The sequence below is a fragment of the Nesterenkonia sandarakina genome (assembly GCF_014138825.1).
GTDB classification, from domain to species: domain Bacteria; phylum Actinomycetota; class Actinomycetes; order Actinomycetales; family Micrococcaceae; genus Nesterenkonia; species Nesterenkonia sandarakina.
Genome location: NZ_JACJIH010000001.1, coordinates 461,262 through 478,298, shown reverse-complemented (window position 1 = coordinate 478,298; position 17,037 = coordinate 461,262). Strand labels below are relative to the sequence as shown.

Sequence of the window (17,037 nt, the reverse complement as noted above, 5' to 3'; positions counted from 1 at the left end):
CGGCGCATCAGCACTCCCTTTGAAAGGACTTCGATGAGCATTCGACTCGAAACCGGCGATCAGGCTCCGGACTTCACCCTCCCCGCCGCTGGAGGGGACTCCCTGAGCCTGGAGCAGCTGCGCGGAAAGAAGGTCATCCTGTACTTCTACCCGAAGGCATCCACCCCCGGTTGCACGACCCAGGCATGCGACTTCCGAGATTCGCTGGACTCCCTGGCCGCCTCGGGCTACTCGGTCCTGGGGATCTCTCCGGACCCGGTCTCAGCCCTGGAGACGTTCACGCAGGACCAGTCGCTGAGCTTTCCGCTGCTCTCTGACGAGGACCACGCCGTGGCGGAGTCCTTCGGCGCGTGGGGCGAGAAGAAGAACTACGGCCGCGTGGTCGAAGGCCTGATCCGCTCCACGATCGTGCTCGACGAGGACGGCAAGGTCGCGTTGGCCCAGTACAACGTCAAGGCCACCGGTCACGTCGCCCGGCTGCGGGAGAAGCTCAACGCTTGAGCCCGGCCTGAGCTCTGCCCCATCCCCGGGGCCGGAAGCCCCATCCCCAGGTGCCGGAAGCCTCGGCCCAGGCGCTGGGAACCTCGGCTCCGGGGCTGGGCGCCTCGGCCCGGGGGCCGCGGAGCACCCTCTGCGACGTGCCGCGCGGGCCCGGTCCCGCGAGCAGACGCTCCTGTAGACTGAGGCGTCGCTGAGCAGGTGGAGGCACCTCCGGCGATGACTGCGGGCGTGGCGGAATTGGTAGACGCGCTGGATTTAGGTTCCAGTGTCTTAGACGTGGGGGTTCAAGTCCCCCCGCCCGCACCACGAAGCCAGACCAGTCGCGGAGTTCCCGCCGGTCCTGCCCCGATCGAAAGGACCCGAGATGCGCTCACCCATGCAGCGCCGTCGCTTCCTCGGCACACTCGGGCTGGCCGGCGCCGCCGGCGCCCTGGACTGGCCAGTCTCTGAGCCCGCCTCGGGGGCGGCGGCCCGGCTCAGCGCCACGGGAGCCGCTGAGGAAGAGCTCCCGGGCGGCGTCGTGCTCTCCGCCGTGTCCTCTGTGGTCTGGATGGACCCGGCACTCGCGGTGGACACCGAGACCGAGCGGGTCTGCCGGCAGGTGTTCGAGACGCTGGTCGGGGTCGATCGCGAGACCGGCGCCACCGTGCCGCTGCTGGCCACCGATTGGGAAACCAGCCGCGACGGACTGCGTTACACCTTCACCCTGCGCGAGGACGTCCTCTTCCACGACGGCAGCGCCTTGACCGCCGAGGTGGTGGTGGCGAACTTCCAGCGCTGGGGTCGCATGAACGAGATTCTGGGATCCGACGCTCCGGCCCGCACCACGTTGGCCTTCGAGTCGCTCTTCGGCGGATTCTTCGACGACCCCGACTGCCTGTTGGAATCCGTGGAAGCCCCTGACTCGACCACTGTGCGGTTGACCCTCTCGGAGCCGCTGGTCTTCCTCCCCGAGGCCCTGGCCATGCCAGCCTTCGGGATCGCCTCCGCCGAGGTGCTCTCGGAGAGCGAGCCGGATCTGCTGGCCCGAGAACCCCGCGGCACCGGGGCGTACCGGCTGAGCAGCGTGGGGGCCGACGAGGTGGTGCTCGAGGCGTTCGAGGACTATTGGGACGGCAGACCCGCTGCTGAACGGGCAGTGGTGCGCACCCTGCCGCGTTCCTTCGACCGGCTCCGAGAGCTGCAGCGCGGAGGCATCGACGTCTATGACTACATCACCGCCGAGAATCTGCGATCCCTGGTCCAGTCAGGGCGGCTCATCCTGCAGCGCGACCCATTCTCCGTGCTCTACCTCGGGTTCAACCTGGACCACCCCATCATGGGAGATCCCGAGGTGCGGGAGGCCGCGGCGCGCGCCGTGAACCTCACCAGCTTGGTGGAGTCCTTCTTCCTCGAAGGCAGTCGACCCGCCTACCAGTTCACCCCCGCAGCCCTTGGTGTGCACTCGGAGCAGGCGCAGCGCTATAACTACAACGTCGAGGAGGCGCAGGAGCTGCTGGCCGACGCCGGCTACGACGGCGAGCCGCTGCCCTTCTACTACCCGATGAACGCCACGCGCAGCTACTTCCCCCGACCCGAGGCGGTGTTCGCCTCGATCGCGCGGGATCTGACGGCGGTCGGCTTCAACATCACTCCGCGCCCGGTGTCCTGGGACAACGGGTATGTCGATGCCCTGCTCGACGACGATCAGCGGGCGATGCACCTGCTGGGACGCAACGGCGGGTACCGGTCCCCGCACTCCTTCTTCGGTCCGCTGTTCTCGCATCAGACCCCTGAGTTCAACTACGACTCCCCCGAGGTGCGCGAGCTGATCCGCAGTGCGCGCAGCGAGACCGAAGAGCAGTCACGCAATGACTTATACCGGGCGATCGCCGATCTCGTCGCCGAGGATCTTCCGGCGCTTCCGCTGGTGCATCCGATCTCTGGTGTGGCGCTGGGCCGCGGCGTCGCCGATTATCCTATGTCGCCGGTGCTGCACGAGCTCTTCAAGGACATCGTTCCGGCCGATTAGCCACCGCGACCGCCGGGTGGAGGATTTCCTGGGCCCGCGCGGGCGCGGGTAGAGTCGATTGACGGACAACACGTACCACCCCCGGGTCTCATCAGGGGGAACACTCAAGGAGAATTCTGTGGCCAAGTCATCGTCGACAAGCGCTCAGCAGTCCAGCGAAGGACAGAAGTTCGACGTCGTGCTCATCGGCGCCGGAATCATGTCCACCACGCTCGGCGCCCTGCTCAAGGAGCTGGAGCCGAACTGGTCCATCGGGCTGTTCGAGGCGCTGGACCAGGCAGGCCAGGAGTCCTCCGATCCCTGGAACAATGCCGGCACCGGCCATGCGGCGCTGTGCGAGCTCAACTACACCCCGCGCGGGGCCGACGGCAAGGTCTCCACCGCGAAGGCCCAGGGCATCAACGAGCAGTTCACCGTGTCCAAGCAGCTGTACTCGCACTGGGTCAAGTCCGGGACGATCGGCTCGCCGCGCACCTTCATCAACGGACTGCCGCACATCAGCTTCGTCTGGGGCGATAAGAACGCGCAGTACCTCAAGGACCGCTACGAGGCGATGAAGGCCCAGCCGCTCTTCTCTGACATCGTGCACACCGAGGATCACGCGGAGATCGCCGAATGGGCGCCGCTGCTGATCGAGGGCCGGGATCCCGCCCAGCGGATCGCCGCCTCCAAGTTCGACACCGGCACCGACGTCGACTTCGGCTCACTGACCCGCCAGCTCGCCACCCACCTCGGCGGCAACGGTGTGGATCTGCGCTACGGACACGAGGTCCAGTCCGTCAAGCGCGGCGTGGACGGTCGCTGGGACATCAAGGTCAAGGACAAGGCCACCGGAGATCGCAGTGTGGCCAGTGCCCGCTTCGTCTTCGTCGGTGCCGGCGGCGGTGCGCTGAGCCTGCTGCAGGGTGCGGGCATCGATGAGATCAAGGGCTTCGGCGGGTTCCCGGTCTCGGGCAAGTTCCTGCGCAGCACCGACCCGACGGTCGCCGAGAAGCATCACGCCAAGGTCTATGGCCTGGCATCGGTGGGCGCTCCCCCGATGTCAGTGCCGCACCTGGACACCCGTTTCGTCGAGGGTCGGCGCACGCTGATGTTCGGACCCTACGCAGGGTTCTCCACGAACTTCCTCAAGAGCGGCTCCTTCATGGACCTGCCGCTCTCGGTCCGTCCGCACAACCTGAAGCCGATGCTGCAGGTGGGCAAGGACAACACCGATCTGGTGACGTACCTGGTCAAGGAGGTCACCAAATCCTCCAGCTCGAAGTTCGAAGAGCTGCACGCCTTCTTCCCCAGTGCCGGCTCGGACGCCTGGGAGATGATCACCGCCGGTCAGCGGGTGCAGGTGATGAAGAAGAACGAGAAGGGCAAGGGCGTGCTGCAGTTCGGCACCGAGCTAATCTCCGCCCGGGACGGCTCCATCGCCGGGCTCCTGGGAGCCTCCCCCGGCGCCTCCACGGCGCCGTCGATCATGTTCTCGCTGCTTGAGCGCTGCTTCGGGGCGCAGATGGACCGCTGGCGCCCGAAGCTGGAACAGATGGTGCCTTCCTTCGGACGGGCACTCAACGACAACCCGGGGCTGCTCTCCGAGGTCACTGCGGACACCGTCGAGACTCTGCAGCTGCAGCCCTGATCCATGCCCCGCTTGGAGTTCCCCGCCCCTGACTCTGTCCGGACCCCGTCCGGACTGACGCTGCACACCTGGACCCACTCCGAGCCCACCGGGCAGCCGGTGCTGCTCATCCACGGCTTCGCGAGCAGCACGCTCTACAACTGGGTGAAGACCGGATGGCTGGATCCGCTGGCGCGCACCGGACGCAGCATCATCGCCGTGGACCTTCCCGGTCACGGCGAGTCCCAGGACATCAATCCCGTCGATGTCCGGGTCGCAGACATCCTCGCGGATCTGAGCGCCCACCTCCGGGAGCAGGGGCACCCCCAGGTCGCGGTGCACGGATACTCCCTGGGGTCCCGCCTGGCCTGGGAGTTCAGTGCGGCCCATCCCGAGATGGTCACGCACCTGATCATGGGAGGATCGCCTACCGATGATCGTCTGGGCGCGCTGAAGGCGAAGCAGGCTCGGCTCTGGGTGCAGGAGGGCGTGCGCCCGGTCGACGATCTGACCCGGAACCTGGTGACGCTGGCCGGCGCGCTGCCCGGCGCGAATGTGCCACATACCGTGGAGCTGCTGCTGAGCCTCTCGGTGGACTCCTATGACCCCGCCGCGACCGTGCCGCCGGTGCCCACGCTGGTGGTGGCCGGATCGCAGGATGAGATCGCCGCTGAGGCGGCCTCCCTGGTGCCGCTAGTCACCGCCCAGGGGGCCGTCGCCGCGTTCCTGCAGATTCCCGAGCGCGATCACATCAACGCGGTGACCTCGAGGGACTATAAGAAGGCAGTAGTCAGCTTCCTGCAGAGCGCCTGAACCGGGGGCTCATTCACCGCGCGGAAGGCCAGCGGCGGTATCCGTGCGGGACTCCGGGCTGCCCCAGAGCTGACCCGAGAACACCACGACGGCGGCCAGCAGGCTGCCCGCGGTGACCACTGCGGCCGCGGCACCGAGGCCGATCTCGTCGGCGGCGATCCCGGCGAGCGTGAGCCCCAGGGCGATCCCCAGCAACACTCCCCCGGCAACCGCCGGGGTCGCGACGGCGAGCCGACCGGTGGGCACCGAGATCGCCAGCCCGGCATAGAGTCCCAGGACCAGCCGTCCCAGAGCGGCCGATTGCAGCACCGCGAGACCGCTGAGCGTCACCAGTGTCCACGTCCCAGCCGGCAACAGCGCCGCAAGCACCACCATCAGCAGACTGAGCACCACCAGCAAGAGGACATGCAGCCGCCGTCGACGCAGGGTCAGCGGGTCGGTGAACCCCGCTGGTCGCCAGCGGGCACAGAGCACCCCTGCAGCCGCCATCAGCCCGATGACCAGGGCGAACACGCTGGGTCGGCTCAGGGGCTGCGCCGCATCCAGCACCGAGATCCAGAGACCTCCCAGGACAAGTCCCAGTGCGGCGGCCAAGGTGATCCCCGTGCTGAGGCCTCGCGCCCAGCCGGGATCGGATTCCGCTGCCGGAACGCCCGCTCCCGGCGTCTGTGCCACTGACTCGGGTCTACGTGCGGCTGACGCGGATGTCTGCGCTGCGGACGCAAGTCCATGGTGTTCCAGAAGAAGCTGCTGGGCGGATTCGGCTCCCGCCAGGGGCAGCCGCGCGGATTCCACGGGAGCCTCGGTGAGGTGTGCACGCTCCACCGCGTACAGCGGCACCGCCACCGCGGTGAGCACCGCGGAACTGAGCAGTCCGACGGTGGGCCCCACGCTGAAGCTCAGCACGGTGAGCAGAATCGGTGCTGCCACGAGGGCGGCGTCGTCGAGCCGACCCTGGACACGCAGCCCGTGCCGCACCGAGATGCCTGCTTCCCCGGCCCAACTCCCGGCACGGCTGAAGGTGGCCACCGCGGGGGTGCTCAGGCCCGCGATCAGGGTGAAGATCAGCAGCAGCGTGTAGATGGTGGCGTTGGAGGCGAGAGTGTCACCTCGGGTGAGCCGATCTACGCTGCTCACCATCAGCACCAGCATCAGCACATGCACGATGGCGCTGACCAGCAGCACGTTGCGCGTCCCGAAGCGCTCCGCGCCCGCGCTGGCGGACGGGGCGGAGATCGAGAGGCCGATCAGCCCGGCGGCGGTGAGCGTGGCGGTGGTGAACATCGAACCGGTGCTGGCCGCAGCGGCGGCCATGACCCCCACCGGCAGCATGGGTCCCGGCATCCGCGCGGCGAGCGAGACGGCTGCGGCCCAGGGAGGCTGGCCGCTCACGGGATGACCATCTCGGTGGTCGATCCGGCGCGATGCCGGTGGATGCGCAGCTGGGTCGGGATCGCGCGGTGCATCTCGGTGACGTGGCTGACCAGCCCCACCCGGCGACCCTCCCCCTGGAGCCGGTACAGCGCGCTCATCACGTGTTCCAAGGTGTCTTCATCCAGTGAGCCGAACCCCTCATCGATGAACAGGGACTCCATGCCGATGCCACCGGACTCTGATTGGACCACCTCGGCCAGGCCCAGCGCCATCGCGAGCGAGGCCATGAAGGTCTCCCCGCCGGAGAGCGAGGAGGTGGGCCGCTCCACGTCGCTGTGGTCATCGTGGACCTTCAGCTCCAGTCCGCGCAGCCCGCGTCCGCCTGCCTCATCGCTGTGGTGGAGCCGGTACCTGCCCTCTGACATGGTGGCCAGGTGCCGCGTGGCTGCTTCTGCCACGCGTTCCAGGCGCGCGGCCAGCACGAAGGTGGTCAGCGTCATCCGCAGCGTGTTCTCCGGGCCTGCCCCGTTGATGGTGGCTGCCAGCTCGCTCCTCCTGCGCTGCTCACCCAGGGCGGAGTCGCGGTGGCGCAGAGCCGACTCGAGTTTGCCGATGTGGTCCTCGACGGTCTCGCACTGGGCCTGGAAGCGCAGCTGAGCGGCTCCCGCATCATGTAGGGCCTGCGCCGCGGCGGCACTGAGCTCCCCCGCGCGGTGCAGCTCTTCGGCGTCGGGGCGGGTCTGCCCCTCGAGCTGACGACGCCGGCCGGCCTGGACGGACTCCTGCTCAGACTCGTAGTCGAGCTGGTGCTTCAGCTCGTCCCAGGTCGTGACGGTGTCTTGATCGCGGTGCAGCGTCGACTGGTCCAAGAGCGCGGCCCCCAGCTGGGCCTGCTCGGTGAACTCCGAGCTCTCGAGCTGGGCGGAGGCGCTGGCCTGTGCGCGGTCCCGGTGGGACCGCTGGAGGGTTGCGGCCTCGAGCTGTGTCAGGGCGAATCGCAGCTCGCCGAGCACCTGCTCAAGGGACTCGCGGCGCAGGGCCAGGGAGTCGTAGTCTCCGCGCAGCCCCTCCAGCGCCGCTTCAAGCTCGCTGACCTGCGCGCGCTGTTGGACGAGCGCGGCCTGGGCCTGCTGGGCACCGTGCCGGGCCTCGAGAAGGCGGGTCTGCACGCGTTGCCGCTGCGCGGCGTTGGCGTCGAGCTGGCTGCGCAGCTCGCGCTGGTCGGACCTGCGCCGCTCGGCGGCCTCCAGCGCCTCCTGCGCCCGAGCCAGCTCGGCCTCGGTGTCGGTGACGCTGAGCTTCGCGTGCTCGGCAAGCTCGGCGTGCACCGCCTCGAGCTGTTCGCTGAGGCTGCGCAGTTCGATCTGGGCCTCGCTGAGCTCGTCCCGCGCCGTCTGGAGCTCCAGCTGAGTCTGTTCCACCTCTGCCTGGGTGATGGAGGAGTCTTCGTCCACGGCTGGATGCGGGTGCTCGGTGGACCCGCAGACCAGGCACGGCTCTCCAGCTTCGAGCTCTCCGGCCAGCTGCAGGGCGAGGTTGCGCAGGTAGCTCGCCAGGCGCTGCTGGTGCCGGGCCTTCGCCTGAATGTGGGCCTGCTCGCGCTCGTCCTGGCGTGCCCGCCACAGCTCACAGCGGGCTGAGATCTGGCCCCGGGTGCGCTGGGTCTGCAGCCGTTGGGTCAGCGAGCCGGTGGCCGCGCGCGCCAGATCCCGCGCACTCTCGAGCTCCTCTGGGTCCTCCAGCTGTGCCTGCAGGTCCTGATGCGTGGCGTCCAGTGCCTGTTGCTGCCCGGTCAGCTGCGCGGCCTCGGCCTCTGTCTGCTCCTGCTGCTGCTCGGAGCCAGAGATCTGCGCGGAGACTTCGGTGAGCCGAGCCTCGAACTGACCGGCGTCTTCATCGGAGAGCCGGGCGCGCAGTGCGATCAGCTCCTCCACCGCGGCGGTGAGCGCCGCAGGTTCCGGCTGAGCACTGTGCTGCGCATCGTGTTCTCCGGCGAGGAGCCTGCGGGCAGAGATCTCCGCCGGCTGCCGCGCCGCGAAGATGCCCAGGGCGGACTCGGCCGACTCGGTGGCGGTGACGGCGGCGTGGACGGCGCGTCGGTGGTCCTGCACCGCCTCGGCGGCGGCCGTGAACCAGCTCTGGATGAGCTGCGCGGATTCATGCCGTCGCAGCGCATCCCGCAGCGCTGCCACCCGTGGCCCCTGCTCCCGATGCGCCGCCAGCCGTGCCTCATGCTCAGCGAACCGGCGCAGCTCCTCCTCCTGGACTCGCAGCTCCGCATCCGCGGAAGTCGCGGCCTGCGCGGCAGAGTCGGCCTGTGCGGAGTCCTGGTGCAGCTGAGCGCGTCGAGCCTCGATGGCTTGGGTGACGCGTTCGGTCAGCTCTGATTCGGTCAGTTCCGTCAGCTCCGCCTCGGTCAGCTGCGGCGGCTCGGCAGTCTCCGCCTCGGTCAGCTGCGGCGGCTCGGCGGTCTCCGCCTCGGGCAGCCCGGGAAGCTGCTCCTGCCCGGCAGAGTCGACCTCGGCATCGGCCCGCTCAGTGACGGGGAACATCGCCAGTGCCGCCTGGCTGAGGTTCTCGCGGTGGGTCTGGATCCGGGTGTCGCTGTCCTTGAGCTGCTGCTCGGCCTCCCGGGCGAGTTCGCGCAGGTGCTTCTCCAACAGGGTGAACCGATCGGTGTCGAAGAGTCGCTCCAGAAGCTCCTGCTTGTCCTTGCTGCTGGCATGCAGAAAGTGCGCGAAGGCGCCCTGCGGAAGCAGGATGACCTTGGTGAACTGGTGCAGGTCCAGGCCGAGCAGACGCTGCATCTCATCATTGGCGGCCTGAATCCCGGAGGTATAGGGCTGCCAGCTGCCGTCCTGGAAGAATTCCACGACGATGCGCTGCCCCACCTCCCGCTGCCGGCTGGCGTCTCGCTTCTGCGGACGTGCGTGCTGCGGGGAGCGCCTGACCCGGCAGCGACGCCCGCCCTGGGTGAACTCCAGCTGCACGTAGGGCTCGCTGTCCGCGGGCGCGTGGGTGCTCTTGAGCTGGGTTTTGTCCCGCTGCCCGGGCACGTCGCCGTAGAGCGCGAAGGTGATGGCGTCCAGGATCGAGGTCTTGCCCGCTCCGGTGCGCCCGCGAAGCAGAAACACGCCGTCGGCGCCGAGCCGGTCGAAGTCGACAACTTCGGTCCCGGCGAAGGGCCCGAAGGCGTGCAGGGTGAGCTGGTGGAGCTTCACGAGCGCACCGCCTGGAGACCCTCAGCGATCAGCTGGGCTTCTTCGGCGCTGGCTCCGCGTCCGCCGCGGACGTGCTCCAGAAAGCCCTCGACCACCTCGGTGTCGGTGCGGGCCCGCTCCACCTTCGCCGAATACGTCCGATGCGGGGCGTCTTGGCGGCCGGTGTGCGAGAACGAGGCCATATAGGGGTACACCTCCTGCAGGCGTTGGAAGGCGCGCGCCGGCCGGATCGGATCGGTGAGCTTGATCTGGAGATAGGACTCTCGGTGCAGCTCCACGGTCTCCGGGGCGAGCAGCTCCTCCAGGGGCAGTTCCAGCTGAGCCAGGGGTCGACCGATGCTCCAGTCCAGAGGCTGGGCCGGCTCCCCCGAGCCGGAGTCCCAGAGCCAGGCTCCCTTGGCCTGCCTGGTCTCGGAGAAGGAGAGCCGCAGCGGGGAGCCGCTGTAGCGCACGGTCCCGGACAGCCGCTGGCGCCCATGCAGATGGCCCAGCGCCACGTAGTCGAAACCCTCGAAAAGCTCCAGAGGCACCACGGCGAGACCACCGATGCTCTCCTCGTGATGCTCCGGCCGGTCCCCGGCGGCCGCGTCGACGCCGATGTTGCGCTCCGAGTCCGAGGCTGCGCCAGCCGCCGCGAAGAGGTGGGCCATCAGGACAACTGTGGGCTCCGAGCCGCTGACTCGACGTCGTTCCACGTCTTCCCAGATCCTGCGGATCACCTCGGCGGTGACGCCGGTGTGGTGGCCGCGGTCCAGCCCCAGACTCGGCGCGAAGAGCTGAGGCTCCAGATAAGGGATGCCGTAGACCAGGGTCTGCCCGCCGTCGGGCTCGGTGACCTCCACCGGGGTCCACGCCTCACTCAGCGCGCTGCGGATGTGCACCCCGGAGCCGCGCATCAGACCGCGCCCGAAACCCAGACGCGCGGCAGAGTCATGGTTTCCAGGGGTGATGATCACCTGTGCACCGCCCTCGGTGATGCGCTGCAGCGCCTCCTCCAGCGCCGCCACGGCCCATTCCGGCGGCAGTGCGCGGTCATAGATGTCTCCGGCGATCAGCAGCACGTCCACCTGGTGCTCGGTCACCGCGGCGCAGATCGTCTCCAGCATCTGCTCCTGCTCGGAGCGCAGAGAATGACCATGGAAGCCGCGACCGAGGTGCCAGTCCGAGGTGTGTAGCCAGCGCATGCCCCCACGCTATCGGCTGGCACGGACATGGCCTGAGCACCACCCCGCAGGAGACTATTCTGAAAGGGTGGAAACCGCCGAGATACTGATCAGTCGCTTCGGCCCGGTGCTGGCCGCCGCCGTGGAACCCTCGACACCGCAGACCTCCGCGTCGCCTGCGGCCTCGGGCAATGCTGCCGCGGAGGCCTCCGCTGTGGCCCTGCACGCCGAGGTGCTGCACCAGATGTGCACCGCGGACGGCCTGCTCGAGCTGCTGGACTGGAGCCGCCAGGGACTCGGCGCCGATCCGCTGGCCTGCATGTGGCTCGGTTCGCTGCGCTGGTACCGACTGATCACCGGGTCCTACCCGGAGCAGGCCCCACAGCCGCCCGCCCGCCGGCTGGACCAGCAGCTGCAGCAGCTGCGCGGGCAGCGCCGGCTCACCGTCCGGCACGGATCTGGCGCGATCAGCCTGCGCGGACTCAGTCACGGGCAGATGTCCTATCCGAGTGCCCCGGCACAGCCAGAGACCACCGATGACACGGCGCTGCTGCGCGCTGTGCCGATCGGTCTGGTCCCCTATATCGACGCCTCGATGCGCAGCACCTGGACGCGTCAGGCCCTCTCGCTGACCCACGGACATCCAGATCTGCTGGAGAAGGCCGCGGCGCTCGCGGATCTGGTGCACCGGCTCGCCACCGACGCCGCGGCACCGGAGTCCCCGGAGACCAGCGAGCGGGAGCGGCGGGCGATCACCGACGGACTCGACGACGACGTCGCCGCGATCCTGGAGCGCCAGCTGCTTGCTGCGGCCGGGATGGACGCCGGGGCAGCGCCGTCAGCAGCGCCGTCAGCAGCGCCGTCGGGAGGCGCGTCCACGGGAGGCGCGTCGACGTCGGTGGGTTCACCTCTGGGCCGCCATGACAGCGTCACCGATCCCGCCACCCCGGATGTCTACTCGGTGATCGGCGAGCTCGCCCGGAACTGGGAAGAGGTCACCCGCGCGCGCTGACTCACCGGTCCGACTCAGCCGGTGCAGACGCCGTGTCCTGGGCGGGGGCGGGCACCGGCCAGTCCGGTCCCAGCAGCGCGCGGAACTCTTCCTCGGCGATGAGCCGCAGCGGCTGGCCCTCGGCCTGTCGGCGCAGCGCAGCGCGGGCCTTGCTGCTGCGCAGCGGAGCAGACCGCTCCGGCGTGCTGAGCTCCCAGGCTTCGAACCCGTCCCCCACCACCAGCAGCGTGGTGCCGGCGGTGACCCGGGAGGCAGTCGCCGCACCCACTGCGGCGACCAGCTCCTTGGCCTCGGCGCGCGGGATCGAGAGGTTTCCGGTGAAGGCGATCTGCTGGGAGAACAGCGGGTGCCCCGGGTCGGCCACGGAGGATGGCGGGAGGTTCTTGCCCTCATCCTGCCAGCGCATCAGGTCGGGCATATGGCGCGGCGGCGGTGCCGGGAGTCGGGCATCGAAGAGGTGCGCCATGGTGCGCACCTGCCGGGTCGCCCGCGATTCACGGGGGCGCCGGCCCTGCCAGGACTCCATGGTCCGTGGCTCGATCCCACAGTCCTTGAAGAGCCGGTGGGTGGACCCGACGGCGCGCCTGCTCGCGATGTCGCAGACCACAGCGGCCGAGGCCCGCGCGTCGTCCAGCGCGTAGTGGTGCGCGGTGAGGTGATACCCAGCCTCCGCGGCCGCCTTGGGAAGCGCGTGGGAGGGAAGCTGGTAGTTCGCCCGGGAGAGCCGGACCGAGCACAGGCAGCTCAGTCCCGGGGAGTCCAGTCCGCTGACCTCCAGCGCGGCTTCGAAGACCTCGATGTCGAAGGCCGCGTTGTGTGCGACCAGCACGTCCTCGCCGATGAAGCGGTGGATCTGCTCGAAGAGCTCCCCGAAGCGCGGGGCCTGAGCCACCGCGTCCGGGGTGATCCCATGGATCGCGACATTATGCGGATCGAACCGGTCGAAGCCCTCCGGTGGACGCATCGCGGAGTAGAAGCTGCCGACCTCCTGGCCGTCGCGAATCTTGACCAGACCGATGGCGCAGGGCGAGCCGCGGAAGCCGTTGGCCGTCTCGAAGTCCACGGCGGTGAAGTCCAGACCTCTCACGCGCCGAGCGCCTCCACCACGTGCTCCCGCAGCGCCGCGAAGGCCTTGCCCCGGTGTGAGATCGCGTTCTTCTCCTGCATCGAGAGCTCGGCGGTGCTGCGGGTCTCCCCCGCGGGCTGCAGGATCGGGTCGTAGCCGAAGCCGCCCAGGCCCTGCGGCTCGCGCAGCAGCGTGCCCTCCAAACGCCCGGTGGTGGTGAACTCCCGCAGCGGGCCACCCTGCGCGTCGGGGATCACCAGCGAGGCCACGCAGACGAAGGCGGCGCTGCGGTGTGCCGGTGCGATATCGGCGAGCTGCTCCAGCAGCAGCCTCAGGTTGGCCTCATCGGAGGCACGCGCCCCGGCCCACCGGGCGGAGAAGATCCCTGGTGCCCCGCCGAGGACCTCCACGGCCAGTCCGGAGTCATCAGCCACGGCAGGCAGACCGGTCTGTGCGGCGACGGCGCGGGCTTTCAGCAGCGAGTTCTCCTCAAAGCTGATCCCGGTCTCCGGGACGTCGGGACAGCCTGCGGTCGCGGCATCGATCACCTCAGCGTCGAGATCCCGGCCCTGGAGCTGCGGACTGGCACTGAGCAGGGCACGGAACTCCCGCAGCTTGCCCTGGTTGCGGGTGGCCAGGACGATCCTTGCTGTCACTGGGCCAGCGCCTCCCGCTGCAGCTGCGCGAGCCGGTCGGTCCCGCCCAGGGCGAGATCGAGCAGGCGATCCAGCTCCTCACGTTTGAACGGCGCACCCTCGGCGGTGCCCTGGATCTCCACGAAGTCCCCCGAGCCGGTGACCACCACGTTCATGTCGGTCTCTGCTGTGGAGTCCTCCGAGTAGGGAAGGTCCAGCACAGCCTGCCCGTCGGGGAGCACCCCGACCGAGATCGCCGCGATGGAGTCCTTGAGCACCTCCGCGCGCTTGGAGACGTGACCTTGCTGCCGCGCCCACTCCACCGCGTCGACCAGCGCCACGTAGGCGCCGGTGATCGCGGCGGTGCGGGTTCCGCCGTCGGCCTGGAGCACGTCGCAGTCCAGGGTGATCATGTTCTCGCCCAGCGCCTTGGTGTCCACCACGGCGCGCAGCGAGCGACCGATCAGCCGGGAGATCTCGTGGGTGCGCCCACCGATCTTCCCCCTCACGGACTCCCGCCCGGAGCGGGTGTTGGTGGCCCGCGGGAGCATCGCATACTCGGCGGTGACCCAGCCGGAGCCCTGCCCCTTGAGCCAGCGCGGCACGTTGGACTCGAAGGACGCGGTGCACAGCACCCGGGTCCCGCCGAATTCGATCAGCGCGGATCCCTCCGCGTGCGCGTTCCAGTTCCGGGTGATGGTGACCGGGCGCAGCTCATCCGCTGCGCGTCCGTCGGTCCGAAGGGTGGTGATGCTCACTGCTTGGTCTCTCCCTGGTGGTGGGTGGTGGTCGCGCCGATCTCATAGGTGACACCGGCGACGGCGACGGCGAGGTCGCCTGCGTATTCTTCGCGTGCCTTGGCCAGCAGCACCCGCTGCGAGGTCCAGACCGGGATGTGGGTCAGCAGCAGCCGTCCCACCCCGGCGGAGCGTGCCATGACTCCCGCGCGGTGCCCGTTCAGGTGCACGCCCTCGATGTGGTCGTCACGGCCGTCCTCGAAGGCGGCTTCGCAGAGGAAGACATCGGCGTCCCGAGCTGCTTCGATGAGCCCGTCACAGGCGTCGGTGTCACCGGAATAGGTCAGCGTGTGCTCGCGAGCATCCGCCGAGGCCTCGGCGGCGATGTCGATCCGCAGCGCATAGGCCTCCTCGATCGGGTGGCGCACCGGGACCGGGGTGATGGTGAAGGGCCCGATGGTCTCGGCCTGCCGCGGCCGCCAGGTCTGGAAGTCGAAGTCGGGGTGCATCCCGGGATTGGGGTCCATCCCGTAGGCACTGGCGATCCGTTGATCCGTGGTGGAGGGGCCATAGACCGGGACGTGCTTGCCGGGCCAGCCGCCGGGTCGCCAGCGGATGGCCACGTGGAGTCCGCAGAGGTCCATGTAGTGGTCCGGGTGCAGGTGGGACAGGCACACGGCGTCGATGTCTTCCAGCGCGAGGTGCTGCTGCAGTTTGCCCAGGGCACCATTGCCCAGATCCACGACGACCCGCCAGGTCCGGCCCTGATATTGGGCGGTGAGCAGGTAGCACGAGGCCGGGGACTCCGGGCCGGGGAAGGACCCGCTGCACCCGATGATGGTGAGTTTCATATGCTGGCGGGCTCCCCTTCAGTCATCCTGCGCTCCGGCCAGCATAGCGGGGGAGATCCGGGCGATCACACCGGTGGGATAGGCCTCCCGCACATGGGCCACCTGTTGCACGCTGCGCACCTCGGGACCCAGGAAGCGTCGGGCGAGCCGGGCGAACGCCGCTGCGTCGCCGGTGGCGAGGAAGGTATGTCCGGGCTCGGCAGGCGCGGCGGCTCGGCGCTGCAGATCCTGGCGGGTCAGCGCGCGGTAGAGGTCCTTGGCGGTCTCCTCCGCGGAGGAGACCAGGGTGACCTCCTGACCCATCACGAAGGAGATCACGCCGGTGAGCAGCGGGTAGTGCGTGCAGCCGAGCACCAGTGTGTCGACGCCGGCGCGCTTCAGCGGGGCGAGGTACTGCTCTGCCGCGGCGAGCAGCTCGTCTCCGGTGGTGACGCCGCGTTCGACGAACTCCACGAACCGCGGACAGGCCGCGGTGGTGATCTGCAGCGCCGGGGCGGCCGCGAAGGTGTCCTCATAGGCCCCGGAGCTCACCGTGGCGGAGGTCCCGATGACCCCGATGCGACCATTGCGGGTGGCCGAGACGGCGCGGCGCACGGCGGGCTGGATGACCTCGACCACGGGGATCCCGCGCCGATCGGTGTAGCGTTCCCGGGCATCGCGCAGCACGGCCGCCGAGGCGGAGTTACACGCGATGACCAGGGCCTTCACACCGGAGTCCACGAGCTCATCCATGACACCCAGCGCATGGGCCCGGACCCGGGCGATGGGCAGCGGACCGTAGGGGCCGTGGGCGGTGTCCCCGAGATAGGTGATCGACTCCCCCGGAAGCTGGTCCAGCACGGCGCGGGCCACGGTGAGTCCGCCGACACCGGAATCGAAGATCCCGACCGGAGCAGCGGCGCTCATCGAGACGATGTCCCGGGTTCCGGGAGGAACTCGGTCATCGCGCTGAACAGGGTCTCCTGCAGCCAGGTGATGAAGGTGTAGATCTCCGCCATGAAGGACTCGGTGTCCTTGCTGCTCGAGCCGCCGGCCAGCCGGTGGACACGTTCCGCGTCCTCGGGGGTCTCCAGCCGGAGCCGGGTCGCCAGGGTCAGCCGCAGATCGTTGAGCGCCCGGCCGAAGACCGGGGCGAGATCCTCGTCCACGCTGATCGGGGTGCTCTCCAGCAGCATCCGCGCGGTGCGCAGATCGGCGATCTTCGCGCCGCGCAGCGAGTTCTCGCTGAGCCGGCGGAACTGCCCGGCCTGCTCCGGGTCGCTCGAGGCATCGGGCAGCAGTCGCCGCAGGACCTCATCCTCCGGCGGGGTCAGCGGCTCCTCACTGCCCAGGCCTGCGAGCTCCGCCCGGAAGTGCGCGAAGGCGGGATCCTCGGCGGGAGCCGGGGCGGCCTCGGCCGAGGCCGTCTCAGACGCAGCGGTGGTCTCAGGGGCAGGGTTCTTCTCGAGCGCAGAGTCCTCCTCGCGGCTCTCGAGAAGCTGGATCACGTCGGCGCAGAGCGAGCTGAGCAGCCGTCGTTCATGCTGTTCCAGATCTGCTCGGTATCCCTTGGTGGTGGCACGGAAGGCTGTGGCCACGGACTACTCGACCTCTTCCAGGGTGGCCTGCAGGCCGTACTGGTGCATCGCCGTCACGTCCTGCTCCGCCTTCTCCCGCGGACCGTGGGAGACCACGGCGCGGCCCTTCTGGTGGACCTGCATCATCAGCTGCTCCGCCCGGGCCTTGGAATGCCCGAAGTAGCTGCGGAAGACCCAGCTGACGTAGGTCATCAGATTCACCGGGTCGTTCCAGACGACCACCTGGTAGGGGCGCGCGGCGGAGAGGAGCTGGGAGAACTCGGGATCGAGGTCAGTCTCCTCACGGCTGAGCGTGGATCCTTGGGCTGAACTCATGCTCCGTATTCTACGCTGGGGCTGTGACACCTCAATCTGACTCCCCCCAGTCCGACGCTGCCCGCGCCAGCTCAGCTGCCGGCGCGTCGTCCGGGCTCGCCGCCGCCGCACCAGCAGCCCCCAAAGCCGCCGCACCGGCCACCCCTGTCCCG

The 17,037-nt window shown here is 69.2% G+C and carries 15 protein-coding genes and 1 tRNA gene; 6 read left to right on the top strand and 10 right to left on the bottom strand.

What is annotated here, in order from left to right; translation table 11 throughout:
• The first annotated feature begins 33 nt into the window (after positions 1-33).
• The 5 genes from bcp to HNR24_RS02215 all read left to right on the top strand — a co-directional run bounded on the left by bcp (position 34) and on the right by HNR24_RS02215 (position 4,934).
• The gene (gene bcp / locus HNR24_RS02235) at positions 34-501 is read left to right on the top strand and encodes a thioredoxin-dependent thiol peroxidase (RefSeq protein ID WP_182494888.1); all 468 of its coding nucleotides are present in this window, start codon (positions 34-36) and stop codon (positions 499-501) included.
• Between the two features lie 222 nt (positions 502-723).
• Positions 724-807: transfer RNA gene (locus HNR24_RS02230), tRNA-Leu, on the top strand.
• Positions 808-865: 58 nt separating this feature from the next.
• Positions 866-2,512, top strand: a complete 1,647-nt coding sequence (locus HNR24_RS02225) for an ABC transporter substrate-binding protein (protein ID WP_182494887.1) — start codon at positions 866-868, stop codon at positions 2,510-2,512.
• Between the two features lie 118 nt (positions 2,513-2,630).
• Positions 2,631-4,142 carry a malate:quinone oxidoreductase gene (locus HNR24_RS02220; RefSeq protein ID WP_083504899.1) on the top strand — a complete coding sequence of 504 codons (1,512 nt, stop codon included), beginning with the start codon at positions 2,631-2,633 and terminating at the stop codon, positions 4,140-4,142.
• A 3-nt stretch (positions 4,143-4,145) separates the two neighbouring features.
• Complete coding sequence (locus tag HNR24_RS02215) at positions 4,146-4,934, top strand: alpha/beta fold hydrolase (RefSeq protein ID WP_182494886.1); 789 nt, start codon at positions 4,146-4,148, stop codon at positions 4,932-4,934.
• A 9-nt stretch (positions 4,935-4,943) separates the two neighbouring features.
• On the opposite strand, the gene HNR24_RS02210 is transcribed toward HNR24_RS02215, so the two are convergent.
• From HNR24_RS02210 to HNR24_RS02200, 3 genes are read right to left on the bottom strand one after another with little or no spacing between them, the layout of a single operon-like run.
• On the bottom strand, positions 4,944-6,326 hold the full coding sequence (locus HNR24_RS02210) for a hypothetical protein (RefSeq protein WP_058888978.1): 1,383 nt from the start codon (positions 6,324-6,326) through the stop codon (positions 4,944-4,946).
• Positions 6,323-9,529: an AAA family ATPase gene (locus HNR24_RS02205; protein WP_182494885.1), complete on the bottom strand. Its 3,207-nt coding sequence runs from the start codon at positions 9,527-9,529 to the stop codon at positions 6,323-6,325. The genes HNR24_RS02210 and HNR24_RS02205 overlap by 4 nt, the downstream gene beginning before the upstream one ends.
• Entirely contained in the window at positions 9,526-10,713 is a 1,188-nt protein-coding gene (locus HNR24_RS02200) for a metallophosphoesterase family protein (RefSeq protein WP_058888976.1), read from the bottom strand. The genes HNR24_RS02205 and HNR24_RS02200 overlap by 4 nt, the downstream gene beginning before the upstream one ends.
• Before the next feature lie 67 nt (positions 10,714-10,780).
• On the opposite strand from HNR24_RS02200, the gene HNR24_RS02195 reads away from it, so the two are divergent.
• Positions 10,781-11,704, top strand: coding sequence for an ADP-ribosylglycohydrolase family protein (locus tag HNR24_RS02195; protein ID WP_058888975.1), 924 nt, complete (start codon positions 10,781-10,783; stop codon positions 11,702-11,704).
• 1 nt (position 11,705) lies between these two features.
• Here HNR24_RS02195 and HNR24_RS02190 read toward each other — a convergent pair whose 3' ends face one another.
• Genes HNR24_RS02190 through clpS form a run of 7 tightly spaced genes read right to left on the bottom strand, consistent with a single transcriptional unit; the run spans position 11,706 to position 16,885 of the window.
• Positions 11,706-12,791 carry a 3'-5' exonuclease gene (locus HNR24_RS02190; RefSeq protein ID WP_058888974.1) on the bottom strand — a complete coding sequence of 362 codons (1,086 nt, stop codon included), beginning with the start codon at positions 12,789-12,791 and terminating at the stop codon, positions 11,706-11,708.
• The gene (rdgB, locus tag HNR24_RS02185; RefSeq protein ID WP_182494884.1) at positions 12,788-13,426 is read right to left on the bottom strand and encodes an RdgB/HAM1 family non-canonical purine NTP pyrophosphatase; all 639 of its coding nucleotides are present in this window, start codon (positions 13,424-13,426) and stop codon (positions 12,788-12,790) included. The genes HNR24_RS02190 and rdgB overlap by 4 nt, the downstream gene beginning before the upstream one ends.
• A complete protein-coding gene (rph, locus tag HNR24_RS02180; protein WP_058888972.1) occupies positions 13,423-14,163 on the bottom strand; it encodes a ribonuclease PH in 741 nt (246 codons plus the stop codon). The genes rdgB and rph overlap by 4 nt, the downstream gene beginning before the upstream one ends.
• A complete protein-coding gene (locus HNR24_RS02175) occupies positions 14,160-14,993 on the bottom strand; it encodes an MBL fold metallo-hydrolase (RefSeq protein WP_058888971.1) in 834 nt (277 codons plus the stop codon). Before HNR24_RS02175 ends, rph begins: the two co-directional genes overlap by 4 nt.
• Before the next feature lie 18 nt (positions 14,994-15,011).
• Positions 15,012-15,899 carry a glutamate racemase gene (gene murI, locus HNR24_RS02170; RefSeq protein WP_058888970.1) on the bottom strand — a complete coding sequence of 296 codons (888 nt, stop codon included), beginning with the start codon at positions 15,897-15,899 and terminating at the stop codon, positions 15,012-15,014.
• Positions 15,896-16,570 (bottom strand): DUF2017 family protein, encoded by a 675-nt coding sequence (locus tag HNR24_RS02165; RefSeq protein WP_058888969.1) that lies wholly within the window; start codon positions 16,568-16,570, stop codon positions 15,896-15,898. The genes murI and HNR24_RS02165 overlap by 4 nt, the downstream gene beginning before the upstream one ends.
• Positions 16,571-16,573: 3 nt before the next feature.
• The gene (gene clpS, locus HNR24_RS02160; protein WP_058888968.1) at positions 16,574-16,885 is read right to left on the bottom strand and encodes an ATP-dependent Clp protease adapter ClpS; all 312 of its coding nucleotides are present in this window, start codon (positions 16,883-16,885) and stop codon (positions 16,574-16,576) included.
• Between the last annotated feature and the right edge of the window lie 152 nt (positions 16,886-17,037).

What these genes read in the sequence shown, in the direction of transcription:
- bcp (WP_182494888.1), top strand. Translation starts at nt 34, where the DNA reads ATGAGCATTCGACTCGAAACCGGCGATCAGGCTCCGGACTTCACCCTC.
- HNR24_RS02225 (WP_182494887.1), top strand. Translation starts at nt 866, where the DNA reads ATGCGCTCACCCATGCAGCGCCGTCGCTTCCTCGGCACACTCGGGCTG.
- HNR24_RS02215 (WP_182494886.1), top strand. Translation starts at nt 4,146, where the DNA reads ATGCCCCGCTTGGAGTTCCCCGCCCCTGACTCTGTCCGGACCCCGTCC.
- HNR24_RS02200 (WP_058888976.1), bottom strand. Translation starts at nt 10,713, where the DNA reads ATGCGCTGGCTACACACCTCGGACTGGCACCTCGGTCGCGGCTTCCAT.
- HNR24_RS02175 (WP_058888971.1), bottom strand. Translation starts at nt 14,993, where the DNA reads ATGAAACTCACCATCATCGGGTGCAGCGGGTCCTTCCCCGGCCCGGAG.
- murI (WP_058888970.1), bottom strand. Translation starts at nt 15,899, where the DNA reads ATGAGCGCCGCTGCTCCGGTCGGGATCTTCGATTCCGGTGTCGGCGGA.
- clpS (WP_058888968.1), bottom strand. Translation starts at nt 16,885, where the DNA reads ATGAGTTCAGCCCAAGGATCCACGCTCAGCCGTGAGGAGACTGACCTC.